Raw genomic sequence first — 24,827 nt, forward strand, 5'->3', positions numbered from 1 at the left:
GGCTAGTCCGCTAGTTCATACGCTTCTTTCATCCATCCAATCAATTCATCATCAACGTCCTCAACTGACGTGATTTGAACGCGATGTGTGCACATCGTCCCAAAAGGACCGGAATCTCCTAGTCTATCTGTGGTTGGTTTGTTGGGCAATTTTAACCCTAAATCAATCCGGGTTTTTGTAGCTGGTTTTATCAATACAAATTGTCGGTTTCTAATGACGCTTACACTGGTTTTTTTTGGTGTGATGGTAACATCGTCTCCAAAATTCTCTACAACCGAAATTAGTTTTTCATAAATTGGAACTAAAATTTCTTTGCCTATATATTGAGTAGATACCAGATCGTCATCAGAATTATTTTCGTCTTTTGAGAGCGTTACAATAGTATTGGCAAAACCATGCGTAACCCCATGTTCTTTCTTTAGAAAATTGACAGCTTCAGAATGTTTTGCGAAGGCTTTCTTTTTTAAGATGGATTTCCATTGATTTAATGATTTACCAGTTTTCTCTGGCATATTGTTAATCATGGTTTGTAGTGCTTGTTCCATTTTGAAGCGTATTTAGCTAAATTCGAATTATGAAGATTTTTCGTTGTAATAATTATCCAAGATAGAATCCATTTCTATTTTCCCATTCGCTATACGTTCTATTTTTTGCCATAATTCGTTTTTTAGTAAAGCTTTTAACGGCTGTTCGCAATCAACAATTTTATTAAAAACATTTTTAAGTTGTGCGTCCCAAATCTTATGGAAGTTGACTAAATCATCTGGATAAACCACTTTTCTTTCCGTTCCTTCATCAACAGCTTCGAAGGGTTCGGTAATATTTAAATAGCCATAGTCATCGGTTAATTGTTCTCCTGGCTGAATGTCTCGGATTGCAATTTCAAAATCATAAGCGGTTGTGAGGCAATTAGATTTAAAACTATGATTTACAAACCGTCCGTTGTCCCAACAAAGTATAAAATTTCCTTTGTTATTTCTATAACAATAAGTGTCCAAAATATCCCTGTAAATTGGATCCATAGTTTTAAAGGTATCAGGTGTAAATTCCCTATCTAGTTTATCTAAAACCCAAGTTATGGTGCCAGCAGGTATAAATTCAGTTGCGACAACGCCATAGCCAATCGCTTTACTAATAAATTTTAATTCTGTGTTTGGATGTATCATATGTTATTAAAATAAAATGCGACTTACTTCTAGATGTGTTGGTCAATTAAAATAGCATTGCCATCTGGATCCAGTACTGGACTACCTAATAAAAATGGGACTAATTTTTTAGGCCGCATTGTTAATAATTCGTTTTAATTTAAGTTCCATTTCAAGTGGTGTTAAGTAATCTAAGCTTGAATGAATTCTTTTAGTATTATACCAAGTAATGTACTGGCTTATTTTGTCAAATAACTGTAAGTATGACGTAAACTTAAACCGATATAGCCATTCGTGCTTAATGGTCTTAAAAAAGCTTTCTGCTACTGCATTATCCCAACAGTTCCCTTTTCTACTCATGGATTGTGTTATATTGCTATTGAAAGAAAAAATACTTGTCATTGTATTGGCTGCATACTGAACGCCTCTATCGGAATGAAATATGAAATTATTTGAAATAGTTCGATTTCTTCTGGCATGAATCCAAGCTTTTAACACCGTATTCTGTACAGTCATATCTTCGCTTAACGCCCATCCTACAACCTTTCTGTCTGCTAAATCTATAATAGTTGTTAGATAATTCCAGTTGTCATTTACTCTAATGTAAGTGATGTCAGACACCCATTTTTCTCCTATTGTTGAACTTGAAAATTCTCTATCTAGCTCATTTTTAGCCAATGGAAAGTTATGCTTGGAATCTGTTGTATTTACAAACTTTCTTTTTAAAACACTTTTTAACCCCATTTCTTTCATCAATATTGCAATATAGGAACGGCAATAATTCAAGTTTTCTCGTTCTAACATTTTCTGTATTCTACAGCTTCCATAAATCTCTTTACTATCTTCAAAAATAGCTCTAATCCTTTCCTTTAGTAATATTACAGAGTCTTTAGTCCTTACTAAATCCCTATTCTTACGCCAATTGTAATATGCGTTTTTACTGACATGCATACATTTACACATCTTCTCAACCACAAAATCTGATTCATTTGATAAAATGAATTGATATTTTAGTGGTCGCTCTTGGAAAAGATGCTTACTGCCTTTTTTAAGATATCACGCTCCATTTTTACATCTCGTAATTCTTTACGTAACGATTTAAGTTCTTGCTCTTCCATAGTAAGTTCTCTTTTCTTGGAAAAGTCTCCAGATTTAGCCTCGTAATCCTTTTTCCAGCGACTTATAAGGCTGGTAGCAACACCATAATCCTCACTTATTTGTTTTGCTTTCATTCCTGATTGCAATAGTTCTACTATTGTAACCTTTAATTCATTGTCATATCTTTTTGCCATAATTCAAATATATAATTTATGACCGTAAAAATTCGTCCCAGCTAAACTAGACATTCCATACCACAAAACTTGCCGGTCCAGAATCAGCGGCTTCTATCTCACTTGCAAATGTGACCTCTTTTGATTTTAAATGCTCTTGAATGTCTCTCACGTCATCAAATTTTTCGAGCGTATTAGCATCTTGATCCCAACCCGGATTAAAGGTTAGAATATTATTTTCAAACATCCCTTGGAAAAGCCCAATGAGCGATGATTCATTTTTCATAATGAGGTAATTTTTTTCCAAATCTCCAGCAAAAACTGAGAACCCTAAGGCTTCGTAGAATGCTTTTGAGGCTTTGATATCTTTTACGGCAAGGCTTATGGAGAAGGCTCCTAATTTCATAACGTGATTGTTTAGTTTGATTTAAAGATAATAAAAGTTTTAATTGAAGCTCTTTTTTTTATTTAAACCGTTAGTTGATTTTAAATCCATAAAAAAAGAAGTTAAGACTTTAAAGCTTAGTTTAGTTCTCGAACTATCAAAATGCACTAGAATTTAAATTATAAACACAGCATTTTCTGAATTCAGTTTCCAATTTTTCTAAAGACGTCTTGAATAGGAGCAGTTCGTTTAACGTGTTTGTGTATGGTTAGTTGCGTGTTTGAGCAACTAAGTTAGCAAACAAATCACAGATAGAAAATTCCAGCGGAATTTTCGTAAGTCGGCAGTAACCTAGCAATTAATTATACACGGTGTTGTGCAACGCAGTTTTCTCAGCACTTATCGTTTTTCCTTCGCTATTTTTTGTTATACTTTTTTCTAAGTTACCATGTTTAGAATAATACATTTCAGTTGTTTCTTCAAGTTTTCCATTTACAAATGATGTAATGATTCTTGACTTAAATTGATTTCTATTATGGTAGTCAATAACAGTTATGAATTTTCTATCAAAGGTTTGAGAGTTATAGCTTTTATAAACTTTTGTAATTCGTTTAGGTTTTTTGAACTTACCATATTCAATTCGATAATCTGATGTTAATTCATTACTACTATTGTATTTTTTAATTTCAATAATTTTATTCTTTTTATAATGGTATGCTACTGAATCTGTTCTTTCGGGTTCATAACTTACAGAAGCAAGAAGTTTATTTTTATTATAAAACAATGAATCCTGATATGTCCCAAATTCATCAATTTCAATATTGGCAATTAGTCTATGTTTTTTGTCGTAAAAGAACTTTGTGGTATCTGTTGTTTTATCTTTTCCCCATTTCCAAATTTCAACAGTTTGTTGATTTCGTTTATTATACTTACAGATAACTGTATCACTTTCCGCTTTTCTGTAACTAAAAATTATAATTTCTGTTAACTTATCTGGGTATTTAGTTTCTATTCGAGCAATTGTATCTCCATTTCGGTCTAACTCATAACCGAATTTTTCATATCCTTTTTTGTCATAAATTGCAATATATGATACATATGGTTTTCCATCTGTTGAATCAACTAATGTTGTTATTTTTGCAAAATAACTCTGAAATTTTGGTTTTTCACGCGTCATGTCAGTATCAAAATATTCTTGCGAAAATGATAGAGAACTAACAAGAGTTAATATGATGAATAAAGTTTGTTTCATTATGTTGCACAACTTTTCACTGATATGAGTCTGTTTTAATGACTTATTTCAGACGTTAAACGAAGTTAGTTTTTTTAAAATGAAAATCAAGCAGTTAGTCTGCTATTTGCTAATATTTTTTTACAATTGTTAACAAGCTAACATCACTTTTTTCACTACAACTCATAAGCATTATTATTAACGAAAAAGATCGCATTTACTAAAAACAACTTCCCATTTTCCCAAAAGCTTCTAAAAAGTGGATTATCTACCAAATAAATAAAACTACCGTTGCCCATGCGTTCTTCACCAAAAATCAACGTATCGTCAAGTTTTTGTAAAGCATTTTTACCTGCAAAACCTGAATATACCTTGGTGTCGTTTAAGTACGCTACATTATAACCACTATCTAATAATCTGTAGGCCGAGCTTCCTAATTTGAGTGTAAAATAATTATCGTCATAACCAAATGCCATAGGATGTGTGTGATCTACTTTGGCATTGAAAATCGCTCCTGTAATAAAGTCGTTGCTGGATTCACGCTCACGATTTGCATAAGCTGTTAGATTTTTGTTTTTTTCAACATTGTCAACATCCTCAGATGGTTTTAAGTTTAAATTAAAACCCTCTTTACCAGCAAAACTTCTTAAGGCGCCATCAATTGCAATCACTTTTCCACCAGCACTTACCCACGTTTTTAATTTAGTCATATTGTCATCATTGAGTACGTCTCCGTAATAGCCGTTGGGTAAAATCAATACGTTGTATTTGTCTAAATTGGTTTTGCCAAAATCGTCAGTATTAATTGAAGTCAGTGGATAATATAATTGCTGCTCAAAAAAATGCCAAATCTCTCCATAACTTAAAGAGGATGTGCCGTTTCCAGAAAGAATAGCAATCTTTTGTTTGTTCACTAATTTAATATCTGGCGAACCAATATCTGGTGTAATTTGCGAAAAGCCAGTATAAATTTCTGTCAATGGTTGCGAATGGTCTTGAGCAATGGCGTTTAATTTCGACAGCATTTTTTCAATGTGTTTATTGTCGCCTTTTGTGATGATTAAAGAACCGCGTTCAAATTTCTGAACTTTTGAAGTAAATGGTTTTTCGGTAAACCTAACTTTGAAATCTTGCTTTAATAATTCAGCTAAAAATTTAGCATCTCCCATGGAATTCCATTTGCTCACATAACCGTAAGCATCGTTCAATTTTTGAAGTGATTTGCGTTCGGCCAATTTATTGCTGCTCACTTTTGAAGTGCTTGCAATAGCATCCAATCCGTAAGCATAAGGTAAGGACCATGCCGTAATATCATAGGTCAAAGAGTCTGAAAGCATGGTGTTGGGTTCAAACAAAACTTTTACCATTTTACCTTTAGGTTGGTCGCTGTGCACAACCATCGCGCTTCCATCCACAGAAAGGCTACCTTGTTGACCGGTCGCATAATCAAAACCTGAAACTTTAGTGCTTGTTGGATTTTCGAAGCTAATATCGTGCTTGTTTAAAAGTACTTTTAGGCTATTCAATTTATCTTCATTGCCACTAACCACGTAGCTTTTATAGTTTAAGTTGGAATTATTAAAGAACTTCCGAAATTCAGAATTCAATTTTTTCGCATTTTTTGAAGCCATTTCCACTGTGGAAATTCCTGTGGTGGTGTGATGTGTCAAACGTTCCACTAAAGTTAAAACGTGTCCCTCATCATTCAGAATTCCTAATCCAGCCATGCCGTGACCGCCTTGTTCGTAGGTCATTCCCATGGCTCCCATAAATGTGGGATAGGTATCGCCATAACTGGGATATAACAAATCGAAACGTTCCCTCGTAAAAAACAGCCAACCTTCCGCATCAAAATATTTAGCGTGGTTTTGTCCTATTTGTGTTTGAAAATCGCGTTGCCAATCCGTAATAATTTCATGAAACGGTTCTGCTGCAGGAGCAAAATAATACGGTTCGTTGATGCCTTGCTCATGAAAATCGACATGCACATGTGGCATCCATTTATTGTAAACTGCCAAGCGTTGTTGTGTTTCCACTTGCGTTGCCCAAACCCAATCCCTATTCAAATCGAAAAGGTAATGATTTGGCCGGCCACCTGGCCAAGGCTCGTTGTGCTCACTGGCTTGTCGATCAATATCGTAAGCAGTACTCTTCGTTTCATTATACCAATTGACATAGCGGTCACGACCATCTGGATTGACACTTGGGTCTATAATAACAACCGTATTTTTCAATAAGTCTTGCTGCTCAGTTAACAACTTGTATAGTGTTAACATGGACGCTTCTGTGCTCGAAGCTTCGTTACCATGCACATTGTAACTTAACCAAACAATGGCGATGTCAGTTGAGCTTGGCTCTCCATCCAACAAACCAGTACTTCGACTACGCTCAGCATAAACGTTTTTCAGATTGTTTTCTCGGATTGTTTCAAGATTTTCAATATTAGCTTCACTTGAAACATAAGCCAAATACAAACCTCTACGCTCATTGGTTTTTCCATAGGTTTCCAGTTTTACCTGATTAGGTACGGCATTCGCTACTGACTTAAAATAATCTATAACTTGATGATGACGACTAAACTGCGTTCCAATTTCATAACCTAAAAAGTCACTTGGAGATTTGATATTTTGAGCTGATGTTAAGGAGAAGCTACCAAAAAGCACCAAGAGCACTAAAACTAATTTTTGCATTTAATAAATTTTTTTAGCTAATTGAAAATATTTAAATGAGTTCGGTGAGTAAAGATAGTTAGTGCAATTGAATTAACTAAAAATTAGTAATTAAAAAAATGAAGAGCCTTATATTTATGCCATAATTTGAGATTAGTATGCCAACCAATAATATTCCATTTAGAGAAACGAATTATTTCTCAAATTTTATTTGCGATTATTTAGACCAAAAACCTGAATTAAAGGACTTTTACCATCGTTTTCCTGATTTGGAAAATTTTGAAGCGCAAATCGAGGAAAAGCGCCAGTCTGATCATGTATCAGAATCACATCGAAAGATTTTGGTAAATACATTAAAGTCACAGTATAAAAATCTCGAAACTTCAGATTTAACTGCGGAACATATAGAACTTTTAAATTCTGAAAACACCTTCTCCATTACTACTGGTCATCAACTGAATTTATTTACAGGTCCACTTTATTTTCTATACAAAATTATATCCACCATAAACCTGACCAAGCAATTAAAGGAAACATATCCTAACTATAATTTTGTGCCGATTTACTGGATGGCTTCGGAAGATCACGATTTTGAGGAAATCAACTATTTTAACTTTAAAGGCAAAAAGATACAGTGGAATTCCAAGCAAACTGGAGCTGTTGGTCATTTTAATACGGAAGGTTTGGACGATGTTTTCAATGTGATTTCATCTGAATTTGGCGCAGGAAAAAATGCAGAACAATTAAAAGCTTGGTTCAAAGAAGCCTATCTCAATCATAATAATTTGGCGAATGCCACTCGCTACTTGGCGAACGAATTGTTTGCTGACTATGGATTAGTAATTCTTGATGCTGATGACAGAGATTTGAAACGTTTGTTTGTACCACAGATGAAAAAAGAATTAGTGGAACAAGTAGCTTTTGAAACCGTTTCAGAAACCAATAAAAAACTGGAAGATTTAGAATTGAAAATTCAAGTCAATCCTAGGGAAATAAATCTGTTTTATATTAAAGACGGTTTACGGGAACGTATTGTAAATATTGATGATGAATTTCAAGTTTTGGATACTGACATATCTTGGAGCAAGAGTGAACTATTAAATCACCTCGATGAAAGTCCTGAAAGATTTTCGCCTAATGTCATCATGCGACCGCTATACCAAGAAGTGATTTTACCAAACCTCTGTTACATCGGTGGAGGAGGCGAAATGATTTATTGGTTGCAATTAAAATCGAATTTTGAAGCACAGAATGTGACATTTCCAATGTTATTATTGCGTAATTCGGTCTTAGTGAAATCTGAAAAACAAGCTGAAAAACAAGAAAAATTAAATATATCTGATAAAGATCTGTTTTTAGATAGACATGCTTTCATCAATAAAAAAGTCCGAAAAATTTCGAACATAGATATTGACTTTTCAGAACAAATTCAACATTTAGAATCCCAATTCAAAAATCTATTTGAGTTGGCAGAACAAACGGATAAATCGTTTCATGGCGCTGTAAAAGCCCAAGAAGTTAAGCAAATTAAAGGTTTAAAGCATCTTGAAAAGCGATTGCTCAAAGCCCAAAAGAAGAAATTGGCAGATCAAATTGAACGCTCTACAGAATTACAAGAGCAATTATTCCCTAATCAGAGTTTACAAGAACGCACTATTAATTTTTCGGAATTGTATTTGGAATATGGTGAAGATTTAATTCCAGCATTAATAAAATCCCTTGAGCCTTTAAGAGGTAAATTTGAGATACTTACTACATAAGAAAAACAAACATTTAAGTTTAAAGTTCACCAACGCGTTTACTCTAGTTATTTCCATCACCTAACTATCACTCAGTTGCAAATTCGTGGTTCGTGCTTTGGTTTTTGTAAGCTCGGATAAGTAGCGTAATTAAGATGTAAATTAACATGATAGAACAGTTTTGATTAAAGAAAGGAGCGTTATTTAGTTTTTGAAGTGACTTGCAACTGGCTGTCTGCAGCCTAATCCAGCGCAAGGCACCACAAAACTGGTTTGCCATTTTTAAATGACAAGACAAACATACTTCTAAAGTATTGAAGAATAGAAACTTGAGTACGGACAATAAGTGGACAAGCTTAAGTATCTCTATGGACAATCAGTGGACTATATTTATTAAATAGCTGATTTATAGATCTATAACTAATTCTTGTAATGAGTCCTCTGTGGTTAGATTGAGTTTTTTACGTAAACGATAGCGCGCTTTTTTAACACCTTCTACAGAAATATTGAGAATATTGGCAATTTCTTTACTCGAAAGATTCATTTTTAAAAGTGACATGAGACGTAGATCATTATTGCTTACTTCTGGATAATTACGCATGACCTTAGAATTGAAATCTTTATGCACATCTTCAAAATAGGTTCTGAATTGTTCCCAATTATTGTCGTTATTAATATCAAGATTAATAGTATTGATGACCTTTTGGTAACTTCTTGAATTAGGATTAGAGGCTTTAAGTTCTTTTAATTGTGATTTTAAATCGAGCAGAACTTCATTTTTATGTGCCAAATGTAACGCATGTGTTGTGAGTTCTTTTTCTTTAAATTCTAGATCGTTATCTAGTTTTTCGCGTTCTATTTTATTGCGTTTCATTTTTTGACGTAATCCGTAAACGAGAGCAATAGCCAATGCAATGGAACCTATAAGTGAGATAATAAGAAACAATTTTTCATTTTCAGCTTTTTGTTTTCGTTCATTTAAAAGTTTGATTTCATTTGCTTTGATAATGAGTTCGTTCTCTTTTTTTTCGGTTTGGTATTGAACCTCTAATTCGTTCATGCGTTCAATATTTTCCTCACCTAAGATTTCATCATGAAGCTCGTGGTAGTCGGTGTGATATTCGTAAGCCTTTTTGTAACGCCCTAAACCTGCATAAGCTTTAGACATTTCCAATAAGTCACCAATCATTTTTTTACGAGTACCAGTTTCTTCTGCGTTTTCTAAAGCACCTTTCATATAGCGCAACGCTTTTCTGTAATCTCCTTTTTTATTGTAAAGTTCACCAAGATGACGTAAGTTCAACCCAATAAGGGAAGTTTCTCCATATTGCTCGCTAATCGCCAATGATTTTTTATAATAATCTTCTGCAAGTTCTAGACTGTCTTGTTGGGCATAAATCCAACCGATATTATCATAGGCTCCAGCCAGATCGTTATTAAAGTTTTGTGCTTTGTAATAGGGTACTTCTGCTAACATCATTGCTTTTGCTAACTCATACTCTTTCTGACCTTTTAAATTAATGGCCATGTTCATATTGATGCTAGATATTTCGTCAATTAGATTTAGTTTTTCATAGATAACTTTTGCCTTCTTATAGTAATTATTTGAAATGTCATAATTGCCAATATCACCTTGTATGTTTCCTATATTCCAATAGCTTGCCGCAAGACTTTCTTCTGTGTCACCAACGTCTTCTTTGAGTTTTAAACTTTTCATGTGGACTTCCAAACATTCGTTGAACCTGCCTAAATTTCGCAATGCAATAGCTTTATTGTTTAGGGCAGCGCATACTTGTACCATATCGTTGAGTTCAGTGTAACTGCTTATAACTTTGTCAAAGACTGGTAAGGATTCTTCGTATTGGGAAGTCATATTATAGTAGTCACCCAAATAATTAGTGGTTCTGGCAATAAAATTTTTGTTGTTTAATCGCTTTGCTAAAAAAATGGTACTATCCAAATAAGGTTTTGACGCCAAAGGATCTACATATAGATATTCTGCCCATAACATTGCATAAGTAATAATCTGGGTAGTATCGGTTTGTTTTGTTACAACATTTAGAAGACTGTCAACCCGTTTTTGATCTTGACTATGGCCAAAGTATGAACTCAACATAGCACTTAAAAAAATTAGATAAATCAATTTGTCCACCATTTGGTAGACAGATGTAACGGATTCAAAAAAACGGACATAAATCGACAAATAGGAGATGCTCATGACTTTTGATTGTTAGTTGATCTAATATAATATTATTTATTTTTTAAGTATAAAACACTGTTAATCAATTTAATGTAAAAACATAATTGGGTCTTGTCTACCTCATATAAATATCTTCAAAATTTTAAAATATTGGTTTTTTTAGTGGTGGACAAAAGGTGGACAGGCCAGTTTTTATGGAAAACGAGATGCTTTTTTGTCTAAATTGCTTCAACAAATACTGGTTAAATGCTTAAGAATTATACAATTGCCGCAGTTATTTTATTGACGGGTTTGTCATCTTTTGGCCAACAGCTCTACTTCGAATTTGGTACAACGCTGTCTTCTTTTAATTATGAAAATTCTCAAGGAAGACCAATTGATAATTTATTATCTCAATCAAAATCTTACTACGGTATGGGTTATAGGCAACCTATTAACAGTAACAGAACCTTATTTCTTTCAATTGGTGCATCCTACACTAATTATGGAGCTATTGGTAGCGAACCTAGTATAGATAACTATTTTGAATGGGACTTAAGTCATATAGGTGCAAAAGCAGGCTTGGGACTAAAGTTGTTTCAACTCAGAGATCTCACATTTTTAGCCAATTTGTCTATGGCTTCAGAATTTTTAATACGAGGAACACAAACTATAAACAATGATGTATATAACCTTGTTGGAGAAAAGGAATTTAATAACAACATATTTTTCTTGAGGGGTGGACTTGAAATGCAGTATCCAATTTCAAGAAGTACTGCCATTTTTGCTGGTTATACCTACGGAAAATCTTTACTAATTAGTAGTGGTGAGATTAGTGAAAAGTTAACCTTTAATGCCCATCATTTTGGTTTAGGTTTCATTATTAATTTACCTAGATGCTACTGTAGTTATTAGAAAATTTGGGTTCAAGTGGACAAATGGTGGACAATTAAAATAACGTAATAATTAATCAAGATTTAGTTTTAAGTTTAGAACTACATCCAACTAAATAAGACCATAAAATGAAGAAAAATCTATACACATTGATGTTACTCTGTTTTGCACAGGTTTTGCAAGCTCAGGATAATTCGGAATATCGCATAATCAGATCCAATTTAGGAAGTAGTGGTTCTTCTCACAACGTTACAACCACCAAAGGTACCTATAAAATTAGTCAAAGCGTTGGGCAAGCCAGCGTCATTGGTACGCATTATAATCGTGGCTATTATTTAAGACAAGGTTATCAGCAACCTTCAACTAAGATAAAAGCAAAACCTAAAGATTCCGATGACAGCTTAAGTGCCAAAGTGCATCCAAATCCTTTTAGCCAATTCATAATTGTAAGGTTTAGTGAGACCATGATAAACGATATCTCAGTTATGATGTTTGATGTTAATGCCAGAATAATACATACTCAAGAATTCTTAGCAGCACAATCAATTGAACTCAGATTAAGGGACATTGCTAGTGGTAACTATTTTTTGAAAGTTATATCCGGAAATAAATACTATCAGACAAAACTTATTAAAATTTAAAAATGAAACCAATAATTATAAAATCAAAAATCATGAAGAGAATCCTAACCTTAATAGTCTTTGCTTGTTTTATATCTCAAATCCAGGGGCAAACTGATGGTATTTCTTATCAGGCCGTAATTGTTTCACCAGATGCTTTGGAATTACCAGGAGTAGATTCTGAAGGCAATTACTTGCCAAGCACTACAATCGCTGTTCGATTTACCATTTACGATGAGAACAATCAACTGGAATTTCAGGAAGTACAAATTACAGATACAGATGAATTTGGGCGTATCAACCTTCTAATCGGTGACGGCAATCACGATTATTTCAAAGAAATGAATTGGGATGGCACAGCAAAAGATTTAAAAGTGGAAATCGATTTCGAGGCAGGAAATGATTTTACATTTATGAGCAGGGAAAGACTCACATTTTTACCTTTTGCATATCACAGAAATATTACCGCAACTGGAACTTTAACGGTTGATGATAGAACGTTTTTAAATGGTGAACTGGAAGTTGAAGGACCAACCACGTTAGAAAGCACATTGGATGTTATCAACGGAAATGCCACCAATCTTACTGGAAGTTTAACAGTATTAGGTGAAACAAATCTCAATAACACCTTGAGCGTTTTGGGTCTGAATCCTACCTATTTGACTGGTAATTTAACAGTTGATGGCAGTAGTACCTTGAACGGTACTTTGGATGTTATGCAAGGCACGACTTTAAATGCAACCTTGGATGTTATTGGGGACACTACGTTAAGTGACCTAACAGTAAATGGTGAGGCAAGTTTTGGGGATTTAAATGCAACTAATTTAACTGTTTCAGAAAGCAGCGTCTTAAATGGAGATGTATTAATAGAACTAGAAGGTCAAAAAAATATAAGAATGGTAGCGGAAGGAATCGATGATGGATCTGTTAATAGTAAATTTAGATCCGCCGTGCTTATTGATGCAAATCAGTTTGGATTGGCAATTGAGGTGGATGGTAGTAGAAGCAATAGCACAAATTTTATTACATTTTATGATGAAACTAGAGTATCGCCTTGGGGAAGAATAGAAGGAGAGCGTATAAATGAATTTACCAACAATGACGATTATAATTTTGATTTAACAACCTTAGAATACGATTCTTATGATGCAATTTTTGATACTGGAGTGGCTGCCTATGAGTTTGCTAAATCTTTAGGTACCATAGGAATTGCGTCTACATCATCTACGGGTTGCGTAGGTTTTGGTGCTTGTGTTACGGCACCAATTCCTTCTTGGATCATTGGTAGTACTGCACAATCTATAGTTGCGGGTCTTCAAATTATAGTGGCTGCTGTCGGTGTCGGTATTACGCAGTCTAACCTCAATCATTACCAGGATTATAAAGCCTTATTGGAAGGGGTGACCTACGCTTCCGGATCTGGAGATTATGCTGAATATTTGCTCAGGGAAAACGTTAACGAAAAAATGGTCTATGGCGATATTGTAGGTGTAAAAGGCGGAAAAGTCTCTAAAAACCTCACAGGTGCTGATAAAATGATGGTGGTATCCTACAAACCAATAGTTTTAGGAAACATGCCACAACCTAACCGTGAAGCTGAGTACGAAAAGGTAGCTTTTATGGGACAAGTACCAGTTAAGGTTTATGGCAAAGTTAATATTGGAGATTATATTATACCAAGTGGTAAAAACGATGGTGTTGGTATGGCCATTAAACCAGAATATATCAAGGCAAACCAGCTAAAACAGATTGTAGGTGTCGCTTGGTCAAGTAATGAACAGTCTAATAGTTTCAATTTAATCAATACAGCTGTTGGTGTCAATAAAAATGATAGCAGTTTTATTATTGAACAACTAGAAACTAAAGTAGAAACACAAGCTGAAGAAATTACTTACCTCAAAAATCAAATTCAAACAATTTTATCGAAAATAAATGCTATTGAAAATGGTGTTTCAGGTAACCAAGTGGCTTTAAATGCTAATGCGAAGGAAAAAGAAAGCCATTCAGAATATGAGATCATAGAATCTACGGAAACAGATGTGATCTATCATAAAATAACAAGGGACGATTTTGAAAAGGGATTGCTTTTAGCAGAGGAGATGATTTTAAATTCCAATAAAAACGGCGAAAACGAAAAATTGGTAGAAGCTTTAAATAAGTTAAAAACAGATGGTGCTTTTAAGACTAAATTTTTTAACGAACTTCAAGAAGGATTAAGCAAACAAATTCATTTCCATCAAGAAATTGATAAAAAAGGAAGACACTAAAAGCCAATGTTCAATAGTTAGAAACTTAAAGTCGATGACCAATAAAGTTTTATTTTCAGTAGTATTATTTCTGTTTTCAATTCACTTCTTGGAAGCCCAGACCACAGCAATTCCAGATGCTAATTTCGAAAACTATTTAGAAACACATTCAGCCGATGGTGCAATAGTTGCTCTTGGTGATGCCAATAGTATGGGAGATGGTATTGCCAACAACAATTTGGTATTAACGGCAAGTATTAGCGAAGTGTTGCTTTTAGATATTAGTGGCTTGGGTATTTCAAATCTTTCGGGAATTCAGGATTTTGCAGCGCTCAACAACCTGTTCTGTAGTGACAATAACTTGGAATCCTTGGATATTTCCAACATTTCCAATTTGGTGTCTTTGCTTTGTGGTTCCAACAGTCTCGCAGATTTAGATGTTAGTAGTAATAGCAATTTAGAAACATTGAATTTTGCGGATAACCAAATACAAAATATTGATCTTTCAAATAATACAGCTTTAAAAAGTTTAACAGCTTCAGGTAATCAACTGCTGCTTATCGATGTTTCCAATAATATGGAACTATCTTCATTAAGTGTTTCAAACAATAGGATAGAAGGTGAATTAGATGTTAGTAATAATTCCAATTTAGAGAGCCTGTACTGTGCTTCAAACCAAATTTCTACGTTAAATCTGTCAGCAAATCCATTATTGAAAAATCTTGACGCTTCTGGTAATGCTTTAACTGATTTAGATTTATCAGTTATGAATTCTGTAGTCTGTCCGGATCCACAAACAGATCCTGTTACGGTATGTCAAGGCCTGTCAACCATAAATGTATCGAATAATTTGTTGAATGCATTAGTCGTTACAAACGGCTACAACAACTTAGTCTCATTTTTTAATGCCTCTGACAATCCAGATTTATTCTGTATTCAAATTGATAACGGTTTTACACCTTCGGGATGGATTAAGGATGATTGGACCTATTTCAGCGAGAATACCTGCGAAGATATTTACACCTATATACCAGACGATAATTTCGAGCAAGCTTTGATTAACGATGGGCATGACGATATTTTAGATAATCTGGTTTTAACTGAAAATATAGATGCGCTCACAAGTTTGGATGTTTCAAATGAATCCATTTCCAGCTTAGTGGGAATTGAAGATTTTTCAGCTTTGGAGATTTTAGATTGTAGTACAAATTCCATAGAGAGTTTAGACTTATCAAATAACACAGAACTCATCCAAATAGACGTTACAAATAACAATTTAACAACTTTGGACTTAAGCACAAATACAGCGTTTACGACACTATATTGTGCAAGTAATATGATTGAACATCTGGATTTAAGCACAAATTTAGCGCTGACTACAATCAATTGTTCCAATAACAACTTAACCAATTTGGATGTCAGTACGATTTCGTTACTAAGTAATTTTGATTGTTCGTTCAACCAAATAGAAAGTTTGAATCTTGTCAGTAATACCGCATTGGTGAGTGTATTGTGCAACGATAATAACTTGTTTGCTTTAAATATTAACAACGGAAACAATACTACAATTACCACGTTCAATGCCACAAATAATAACAATCTGTTCTGTATTCAAGTTGATGATGAGACTTATCCGGATATTGCAGGTTGGCAAAAAGATTTGGGAGCATCTTACAATGTTGCTTGTGGTACTTATATTCCTGATGATAATTTTGAACAAGAATTAATTGATGTAGGAATTGATTCTGACGGCACATTAAACAACTTTGTGGCAACGACAGATATTAATACTTTAATAGCACTGGATATTTCAAATCTCGCCATAGCTGATTTAACCGGAATCCAAGATTTTGAGGATTTAATAGACTTGAATATTTCATATAATGAATTAACAAACATAGACTTAAGCAATAATACAGACTTAGAAATTTTAGATTGCTCAAACAATGAAATCACGGATTTAGACCTTACCTTAAATACCGCTTTAACCTCATTGTTATGCAACGACAACAGCTTCTTAACCCTGAATATTGAAAATGGAAACAATGGCGCACTGACAACGTTTAATGCTACAAATAATTCCAATTTATATTGTATAAATGTGGATGACGCTATTGTTGGGAATATTCTTGGGACTTGGCAAAAAGATGATTTTGCAGCCTATAATGGCGATTGTGTATCGAACCGTGTGACGGCAATTCCAGATGGGTTTTTTGAACAAAGTTTAATTGATTTTGGCTATGATGATGTTTTGGATGGCGAAGTAAAGACTGCAAACATTGAACATATCCAGAATTTGGATGTTAGTGACAAGAGTATTTCTGACTTAACAGGAATTCAAGATTTTAGGTCATTGGTTGAATTGGATTGTAGTGGTAATTTCCTGAATACATTGGATGTGAGCGATATGTTGTTTTTAGAACGTTTGAATTGTAGTTCAAATTATCTACTCACAAATGATACCAACGATATAGACGGTTTATTCAATACAACAGGAACTATAAGTTTGAAAGCCTTGTATTGCGCTGGTAACAATTTGAATAATTTAGATACATCCCAAAACACCAATCTCGAAATATTGGATTGTGCGGATAATAATATTTCAGACCTTAATATCAATAACAATGCATTGCTAAGAGTTTTATATACTTCTAATAATGATTTGACCATTTTAGATTTAAGCAGCAATACAGCTTTGGAAGATGTGAATTGCGATAGTAATCAAATTAGCAATTTAACAACTATAGGAACAATAAATACCACGCTAATCAATCTAAGCTGTGCCAATAACGATATCATAAATTTATCTGTAAATAATTATCAAGCATTGGAAGTTTTAAATGTGTCGTCAAATGAATTAACCCAGCTCAATGTTGATAATAATGCCGAACTTGTCTTTTTATCAATTACCAATAATCAAATATCGGAAATATCGCTTTTAAACAATGGCAATTTAGTTGAGGTCTTGGCATCTCAAAACAGTTTGCAAACACTCGACCTATCTGCGAATGCGCTTTTAGAATTTTTGAACTGTGATTTTAATGAACTAACGGCTCTAAATTTAGTTTCAAATCCATCACTCGAGTCATTATCCTGTTCAAACAATCAACTGACGGAACTGGATTTACTCAACAATGGAAATTTGATTGCAGCTGATTTTAGTTCGAATATGATATCGAGCGTCATCTTGCCGAATAATTTGGAGTTTTTAAAACGACTGGATGCCAGCAACAACCAAATTGAAAACGATTTGGATTTAACTGCTGTGGCGATTTCGGCCTGCGTTTTTCAACCGAATCAAATAGAATTTTGCCCAGAAAACATTTCCATTAATGTGTCTAACAATCTATTGAGTTTTGTTAACATTCAAAATGGAATCAATACAGAAATAGCAAGTTTTAACGCCTCTGGAAATCCAAATTTGGAATGTATTCAGGTTGATGATGCAGATAATGTCAATGTGAGTTGGATTAAAGATGAAGCCACAACGTTTAGCGAAGATTGCAATTTTGGAGAAACTTATGTGCCAGACGATAATTTTGAGCAAGCACTCATCGATTTAGGCTACGATTCTGGGCCTTTAAACGATTATGTCTTAACTGCCAACATAGTTAACGTTGTTAGTCTGGAAGTCAACGGGAATACGATTGCAGACCTCACAGGCATTGAAGATTTTGCTGCTTTACAAACTTTGAATTGCTCTAACAATGCTATAATTGAATTGGATTTAAGCTCAAATTCAAATTTATTGGAAGTCGATTGTTCAGATAATTTATTGACCGATTTAGACCTAACAACTAACATCGCTTTGATGACGCTTAATTGTGCTTTTAATTCAATCAGCACTTTAGATTTAACGGCTAACGCGAATCTTTCAGACTTAAATATGTCATATAATACATTGACGTCGTTTTTACCTAGTGACGTTTTGTCCCTACAGGTTTTCAATTGTGACAACAATTCAATTGTAACTCTCGATTTTCAACAAAATCAGAATTTAACAAGTATAAGCTGCGAATCAAATCTATTGGAAACACTCAATATTAAAAACGGTCAAAACACACTTTTAACGAATTTGAATGCCATTAACAATCCTAATTTATTATGTATTGAAACTGATAATGGCACAGTCCCAAATGGTGCCACTTGGGACATAGATGCCACAGCACAATTTGCCATAAACTGCTTTTTTGGAGAAACCTATGTGCCAGATGATAATTTTGAGCAAGCTTTAATCGACTTAGGATATGATTCAGGGCCTTTAAACGATTATGTTTTTACCGAAAATATTGAAGACGTAGAGTTCTTAAATATCAGTAATAGAGAAATTTCAGACTTAATCGGTATAGAAGATTTTATCAGTTTAACGCAATTAAATATTGAAGGGAATACTATCGCTGCAATTGATTTAAGTAACAACCTTCAATTGGTCAATCTCAATGCTTCCAATAATTTACTTGCGGAAATTGATGTGACGTTTCTTTTGAATTTAACGGATTTAGATATGTCCAATAATGCATTGACCGCAATAAATTTAGATTCAAATTTAAGTTTGTTGGATGTAGATGTGTCCACTAATTTAATAACGGAATTAAATGTCGATGGATTATTGAATTTAGAAGATTTGAATTGTTCGTCTAATCAATTGAGTAGTTTGAGTGTTGTTCAGAATACCAACTTAAAAACCTTGTTTTGCCAATCCAATTTGTTAATTGGAGACCAGCTCAATATTCAGAATGGAAACAATGAAAATATATTCATATTCAATGCCACCGACAATCCAGATTTGGGATGTATTTTGGTTGATAATCCATTAGCAGTAGTTGAAAACCTTGATGGTTTTTATGATAGCTGGTTTAAAGACAATTCCGCAAGTTACCAAACCATTTGCGACGATGCTGATAATGATGGTGTGCCAAACACAGATGACCTATGTCCAAATACCGAATTTGGTGCTGCTGTGGATTTGTTTGGATGCGCCATACCAGATTTGCAAAATGACAACTTCACGGTTTTAATCACAGGGGAAACTTGCTTAAACAGTAATAACGGTAAAATTACCATAACGGCTCAAGAAATTTATAATTATACCGCGACACTAATCGGCCAGGATATTCTTGACGGCACAGGAGAGGTTTTTTATCAAGAATACAACTTCACGAATGATGTTGATATTTTCAATCTTTTGGCTGACACGTATGAAATGTGCGTTACCATCGAAGAATGGCCAGATTACCAAAGTTGTTATACCATAGTAATTACCGAACCGAATCCACTAAGTGTTTTTGCGAGCCGACCTGCTTCAGGTAGTGATGTAACCTTAGATATGTCTGGCAGTACCATCTATTATATTCAGTTAAATGATGATACTTATACAACCCATAATTCAACATTTACACTTCAACTTCAACAGGGTGTAAATCAGTTGAAGGTCAGTACAGATTTAGATTGTCAAGGGGTTTTTGAAGAGCAAATTATGAAAGCAGATGAACCGCTGCTGTTTCCTAACCCTTTTAAAAATGAATTGAACATCTACGATGGAAACGTAGGAGATGAGGTCACAGTAAAAATGTATTCCACGTTTGGCCAGTTAGTTTTGACCAAAACATTTATAAATCAAGGTGTTTACAATGCAATTGATACAGAACATTTAGCCACTGGTATGTATCTTATGTCTATACAGACCAAAAGCGAGACATCAACTTTTAAAATTGTAAAAAAATGAAAAAAGTAATTACCATATTATGCGCTGTAGTTGTTTTGTTCGGATGCAGTAATACAACCGATGATGGTTTCAATAACATAAACGGCCCACAAGATGCGCCAACTGGAGTAACATTGGTTTTTCCTTCCGATGACACGCTATGTAATGAAGGAACAAACTTAACACCAACGGAAAGTACCGTTTATTTTGAATGGCAGCCCAATGATAATGCAGGAACTTATACATTGAGCATAGAAAACTTGTCTACAGGAACTATCGAACAGTATGACACCTTAGATTTTATATTTCCTGTAACCATAGAGCGAGCGGAAGCTTATAGATGGTTTGTAAACTATGAATTACAAGGAGAAATTAAAGAAAGTGCTATCTGGAATTTTTATAACGCTGGTCCAGGCGTACAGACGTATGCACCTTTTCCTGCAGAGATAATTTCACCAAGTATGGCGCAGACATTAAATTCAACAACTTCTGTAACCTTGGAATGGAGTGGAAGCGATGTTGATAACGACATTGTGGGTTATGATGTTTATTTCGGTGCTGATCTTCAGTCTAGTATAAATACAAGTGATGTTTCGGTTAATCAATTTACGGTTTCAGTTGCTTCGGGTACTATTTATTATTGGAATATTATAACGAAGGATGCTAAAGGAAATACATCGGAATCTGGTGTGCATCAATTTAGTGTATTGGACTAAATTAGCATAATTGTCCTGTTTTTGTGCACTTATCAATATAAAATAAAGTGATTGGTCGTTAGGAAAAATTAAAACATGAGTTTTTTGCCACGAATGCACGAATTTTACTTCGTAAAGGGGTGACTATACTGCTATGGACTGAAAGTCCAAGTGTTTTTGAAACAGACTTTTAGTCTGTTTCATTTGTGAAATAGATAGTCAAAAATTTACTGCGCTACTTAAAAGAACGAATGAATTCGTGATAATTTGTGAGATTCGTGGCGAAATTTTTAGAGTTTAAGCGAAAGCAATAACTACTCAATAATGCATCAGAATTATTTAGTTACCACGAATTCTTTTCCCTTTGGGAAATTGCAATAATAAAACACTTTCGATTTTTATCGCGCTCATCTTAAAGCGTTAAAATAAATTCCTGTAAAGAATCTTCAGTAGATAAGTCGAGTTTCTTGCGAAGTCTGTATCGCGCTTTTTTAATCCCATCGTTTGAAATGTTCAAAATATTGGCGATTTCCTTTGAAGATAAATTCATTTTTAAAAGGGACATCAAGCGCAAATCATTTGAGGTGATTTTAGGAAATTGTTCTTGTGCTTTTGCATTAAACCCCTTATGCACGTCTTCAAAATATTTGCTGAAATTTTCCCAATTGTTATCATCCTTTAAATCAAAATTAATAGTTTGTATGAGCGTTTGGTAACCTCGATCTGCTTTGGCTTCCTTTTTAAATACCTTGGCTTTTTGTTTAATATCGTTAAGAACTTCGTTCTTTTTGGCGAGATGCAAGGCGTGTGTTGTAAGTTCTTTGGTTTTGAATTCCAGTTCGGCTTCAGCCTTTTCCTTGTCTAATTTGTTGCGTTTGTTTTTTTGATAAAATGCGTAAAAAGCAATTAAAGCCAAAACCAATCCAAAAGCTAAAAGTAAGCGCTGTAGGTTATTAACCTTACCTTTAATATTCAAAAGCTCAATTTCATTTTTTTGAAGCTGTATTTGTTGTTCTTTTTTTTCGGTTTCATAAATCGTTTTTAATTCTTCAATTTGTTGCGTTTTTTTATTTGAAAATATGCTATCCTTGATTTTATGTGATGCTTTCAAATAATTATTAGCCTCTTCGTGTTCGTTCAGCGTTTCCAGAATTTCAGAACGATACTTATATAAACTTTGTAAATGAGGCAACGCGCCACTTTCTTTAGTGAGTGCTATGGCTTGATTGTTTTTAATTAAGGCTGCCGATAAATTATTAGTTTGGTAATCAACCTTTGATAAACCATCATAAGCACCAGCCAAGCTTAATTGTAAATTTTCTTCTTCAGCCAAGGTTTTGGCAGTTAACAAAAGTCCTTCTGCCTTTGCGAAGTTGCCGTCAATTATTTCTAGTTCTGCTAAATTGTTCATCACATTAGAAAGTGACAACTTATCTTCAACCGCTTCAGAGTTTGTAATTGCCATATTAAATGCTATCCTCGCGTTTTCGTAATCCTTCAAATTTTGATAGGAAATGCCTAAGGAATTATAAGCGTAGGCCAAATACATTTTTTCGTCTAATTTTTTATAGATTTCAATAGCTTGCTCATAATATGAAATAGAGTTATCATGATTTTCCAGTCCTGATTCAATGTCTCCAATTTGTTTGATGACATCTGCTTTTCTGGATTCATGATTTATTTTTTCAAAACATTTTAAAGCTTTCAAAGCCTCAATCAATGCAATTCTATAATGTCCTTTTTCGATATATCTATTGGCAAGCGCATTGTGTTGTGCGCCAATGAACTTTGTCTTTAAATCGCCTTCTTCTTCATGATCTTCAATTAAGTTTAAGGTTTCTTTGGTAATGGCAATGGCTTCATCTAGGTTTCCAGTAGATTCTTTGATACTCGCTAAGGAGTGGTTTATAAAAATCAGGCCTCTGGTGCTATTAATGTCTTTGAAATACGCCTTGGCCTTGTTAAAATAGTACAGCGCAGAATCATTTTCATTCCTATTGCCATAATAATCACCAATATGCATATTCCCAGTTGCGATGCCTTTTTTGAAACCTATTTTTTTCGAAATTTCCAGTTCTTTTAAAGCGTAGGTTTTGGCTTCCTCTGGTTTTGAAAACATAAGTTTTTCATGAAGCTTAGTTAAAATTTTGACCTTTATGGAATCGTCTGCAGTCCTGTTTTTAAGTTCAAGTTTTAAACTGTCAATAAGTTTTGTGTTTTGCGCGTTTAGGGCCATTGAAAAAATCAAAATTAAAATTAGTCCTAAGTGTTTCTTATTGTTGAAATTAGAATTCATTATGATAAAACTTTAGTTGATGATATAAATATAAGAATTTCGGCAAAGGGTTCAGAATTTAGGTGCCGGACAAAAGGCGGACATTCTTGAAATAATGTTTTTTTACGGTAAATTTCAAATGTTTAGAAGAAAAATCAAAAATCACAAATCGTAAATCGTAAATCTCAAAATCAATTGCTATTTTTGCACATGCAACACAACAAAGTCCTAATTTTAGATTTCGGATCGCAATACACACAGCTTATTGCACGCAGAGTTAGAGAGTTAAATATCTATTGCGAAATCCATCCCTTCAATAAAATTCCAACAGATTCAGACAGTTTTAAAGCGGTCATTTTATCGGGTAGCCCAAATTCCGTAAGAGGAGAAGATGTGCTTCATCCTAATTTAGATGAAATTCGAGGAAAAAAACCAATGCTAGCCGTTTGTTACGGCGCACAATATTTGGCACATTTTTCTGGTGGAAAGGTTGCAGAATCGAGTACAAGGGAATATGGAAGGGCCAATTTAAGTTTTGTAAAATCTGAGGATGATTTCTTTGAAAACATCCATGAAGGCAGCCAAGTTTGGATGAGCCATAGTGATACCATAAAAAAACTACCAACCAATGCGGTGCTTTTAGCAAGTACCACTGATGTTGAAAATGCAGCCTATAAAATTGAAAATGAGCAAACTTATGCCATTCAATTTCATCCCGAAGTTTATCATACAACTGATGGCGCACAATTATTAAAGAACTTTTTAGTTAAGATAGCAGAGGTGGAACAAGATTGGACACCACAATCTTTTGTTGAAGAAACCGTTGATGATTTGAAAGCTAAACTTGGCAATGATAAAGTTGTTCTCGGTTTATCTGGAGGCGTAGATTCATCGGTTGCTGCTATGTTGCTTCATAAAGCGATTGGTAAAAACCTCTATTGCATCTTTGTAAATAACGGACTCTTACGAAAAAATGAGTTTGAAGATGTCCTTACGCAATACGAAGGCATGGGATTGAACGTTAAAGGTGTAGATGCTTCGGCACGCTTTTTGGATGCTTTAAAAGGACTGAGTGATCCCGAGCTGAAAAGAAAAGCGATAGGTAGTGCGTTTATTGAGGTTTTTGATGATGAAGCACACGATATTAAAGATGTGAAATGGTTGGCACAAGGCACCATTTATCCAGATGTCATAGAAAGTGTGTCGGCAACTGGTGGTCCAAGTGCCACCATTAAAAGTCATCATAATGTCGGTGGCTTACCAGATTTTATGAAGCTGAAAGTCGTAGAACCACTAAAAGCTTTGTTTAAAGATGAAGTAAGACGTGTAGGTGCTTCCATGAATATGGACAAACAATTATTGGGCCGTCATCCATTTCCGGGACCTGGATTAGCCATTCGGATTCTTGGTGATATAACTGCGGAGAAAGTCCGTATTTTACAAGAGGTCGATTTTGTGTTTATCAATAATTTACGTTCATGGAATTTGTACGATAAAGTTTGGCAGGCAGGTGCCATGTTATTACCTGTAAATAGCGTCGGAGTGATGGGCGATGAACGTACTTACGAAAAATGTGTAGCTTTACGAGCTGTGGAAAGTACAGATGGAATGACCGCGGATTGGGTAAATTTACCGTATGAGTTTTTGCAAAAAACCTCTAACGAAATTATAAATAAAGTAAAAGGTGTGAATAGAGTTGTTTATGATATCAGTTCCAAGCCACCAGCTACTATTGAATGGGAATAAAAAAGTTGGCAGTGTTCAGGCCGTATTC

The 24,827-nt window shown here is 34.3% G+C and carries 15 protein-coding genes; 7 read left to right on the top strand and 8 right to left on the bottom strand.

Going from position 1 to position 24,827, the window contains the following annotated elements; translation table 11 throughout:
• Positions 1-2: 2 nt before the first annotated feature.
• From HM987_RS05045 to HM987_RS05070, 6 genes are all read right to left on the bottom strand, one after another.
• Positions 3-545: a DUF4287 domain-containing protein gene (locus HM987_RS05045; protein ID WP_179005808.1), complete on the bottom strand. Its 543-nt coding sequence runs from the start codon at positions 543-545 to the stop codon at positions 3-5.
• A 27-nt stretch (positions 546-572) separates the two neighbouring features.
• Positions 573-1,166: an SET domain-containing protein gene (locus HM987_RS05050; RefSeq protein WP_179005810.1), complete on the bottom strand. Its 594-nt coding sequence runs from the start codon at positions 1,164-1,166 to the stop codon at positions 573-575.
• 108 nt (positions 1,167-1,274) lie between these two features.
• A protein-coding gene (locus HM987_RS05055; protein WP_179005723.1) for an IS3 family transposase occupies positions 1,275-2,437 on the bottom strand; the annotation gives its coding sequence in 2 pieces (ribosomal slippage) (positions 1,275-2,200 and positions 2,200-2,437; 1,164 coding nt in all).
• Positions 2,438-2,483: 46 nt separating this feature from the next.
• Positions 2,484-2,822, bottom strand: coding sequence for a VOC family protein (locus tag HM987_RS05060; RefSeq protein WP_179005812.1), 339 nt, complete (start codon positions 2,820-2,822; stop codon positions 2,484-2,486).
• A 337-nt stretch (positions 2,823-3,159) separates the two neighbouring features.
• The gene (locus tag HM987_RS05065) at positions 3,160-4,053 is read right to left on the bottom strand and encodes a hypothetical protein (protein ID WP_179005814.1); all 894 of its coding nucleotides are present in this window, start codon (positions 4,051-4,053) and stop codon (positions 3,160-3,162) included.
• 155 nt (positions 4,054-4,208) lie between these two features.
• A complete protein-coding gene (locus HM987_RS05070) occupies positions 4,209-6,722 on the bottom strand; it encodes a M14 family metallopeptidase (protein ID WP_179005816.1) in 2,514 nt (837 codons plus the stop codon).
• Between the two features lie 137 nt (positions 6,723-6,859).
• Here HM987_RS05070 and bshC point away from each other — a divergent pair, with 137 nt between their 5' ends.
• The gene (gene bshC / locus HM987_RS05075) at positions 6,860-8,461 is read left to right on the top strand and encodes a bacillithiol biosynthesis cysteine-adding enzyme BshC (protein WP_179005818.1); all 1,602 of its coding nucleotides are present in this window, start codon (positions 6,860-6,862) and stop codon (positions 8,459-8,461) included.
• A gap of 385 nt (positions 8,462-8,846) precedes the next feature.
• Here bshC and HM987_RS05080 read toward each other — a convergent pair whose 3' ends face one another.
• Positions 8,847-10,583, bottom strand: a complete 1,737-nt coding sequence (locus HM987_RS05080; RefSeq protein WP_179005820.1) for a tetratricopeptide repeat protein — start codon at positions 10,581-10,583, stop codon at positions 8,847-8,849.
• Positions 10,584-10,886: 303 nt separating this feature from the next.
• Here HM987_RS05080 and HM987_RS05085 point away from each other — a divergent pair, with 303 nt between their 5' ends.
• From HM987_RS05085 to HM987_RS05105, 5 genes are all read left to right on the top strand, one after another.
• The gene (locus tag HM987_RS05085; protein ID WP_179005822.1) at positions 10,887-11,534 is read left to right on the top strand and encodes a hypothetical protein; all 648 of its coding nucleotides are present in this window, start codon (positions 10,887-10,889) and stop codon (positions 11,532-11,534) included.
• A gap of 107 nt (positions 11,535-11,641) precedes the next feature.
• Complete coding sequence (locus HM987_RS05090; RefSeq protein WP_179005824.1) at positions 11,642-12,154, top strand: T9SS type A sorting domain-containing protein; 513 nt, start codon at positions 11,642-11,644, stop codon at positions 12,152-12,154.
• A gap of 32 nt (positions 12,155-12,186) precedes the next feature.
• Positions 12,187-14,400 carry a hypothetical protein gene (locus HM987_RS05095; protein WP_179005826.1) on the top strand — a complete coding sequence of 738 codons (2,214 nt, stop codon included), beginning with the start codon at positions 12,187-12,189 and terminating at the stop codon, positions 14,398-14,400.
• 34 nt (positions 14,401-14,434) lie between these two features.
• Positions 14,435-20,104: a T9SS type A sorting domain-containing protein gene (locus HM987_RS05100; RefSeq protein WP_179005828.1), complete on the top strand. Its 5,670-nt coding sequence runs from the start codon at positions 14,435-14,437 to the stop codon at positions 20,102-20,104.
• A complete protein-coding gene (locus HM987_RS05105) occupies positions 20,101-20,799 on the top strand; it encodes a hypothetical protein (RefSeq protein ID WP_179005830.1) in 699 nt (232 codons plus the stop codon). The genes HM987_RS05100 and HM987_RS05105 overlap by 4 nt, the downstream gene beginning before the upstream one ends.
• 391 nt (positions 20,800-21,190) lie before the next feature.
• Here HM987_RS05105 and HM987_RS05110 read toward each other — a convergent pair whose 3' ends face one another.
• Complete coding sequence (locus tag HM987_RS05110) at positions 21,191-23,074, bottom strand: tetratricopeptide repeat protein (protein ID WP_179005832.1); 1,884 nt, start codon at positions 23,072-23,074, stop codon at positions 21,191-21,193.
• Between the two features lie 189 nt (positions 23,075-23,263).
• Between HM987_RS05110 and guaA the strand changes: the two genes are divergently transcribed.
• Positions 23,264-24,799, top strand: coding sequence for a glutamine-hydrolyzing GMP synthase (gene guaA, locus HM987_RS05115; protein WP_179005834.1), 1,536 nt, complete (start codon positions 23,264-23,266; stop codon positions 24,797-24,799).
• The last annotated feature ends 28 nt before the right edge of the window (positions 24,800-24,827 follow it).

Origin of the sequence: Winogradskyella forsetii (assembly GCF_013394595.1) — a bacterium.
Taxonomy (GTDB): Bacteria; Bacteroidota; Bacteroidia; order Flavobacteriales; family Flavobacteriaceae; genus Winogradskyella; species Winogradskyella forsetii.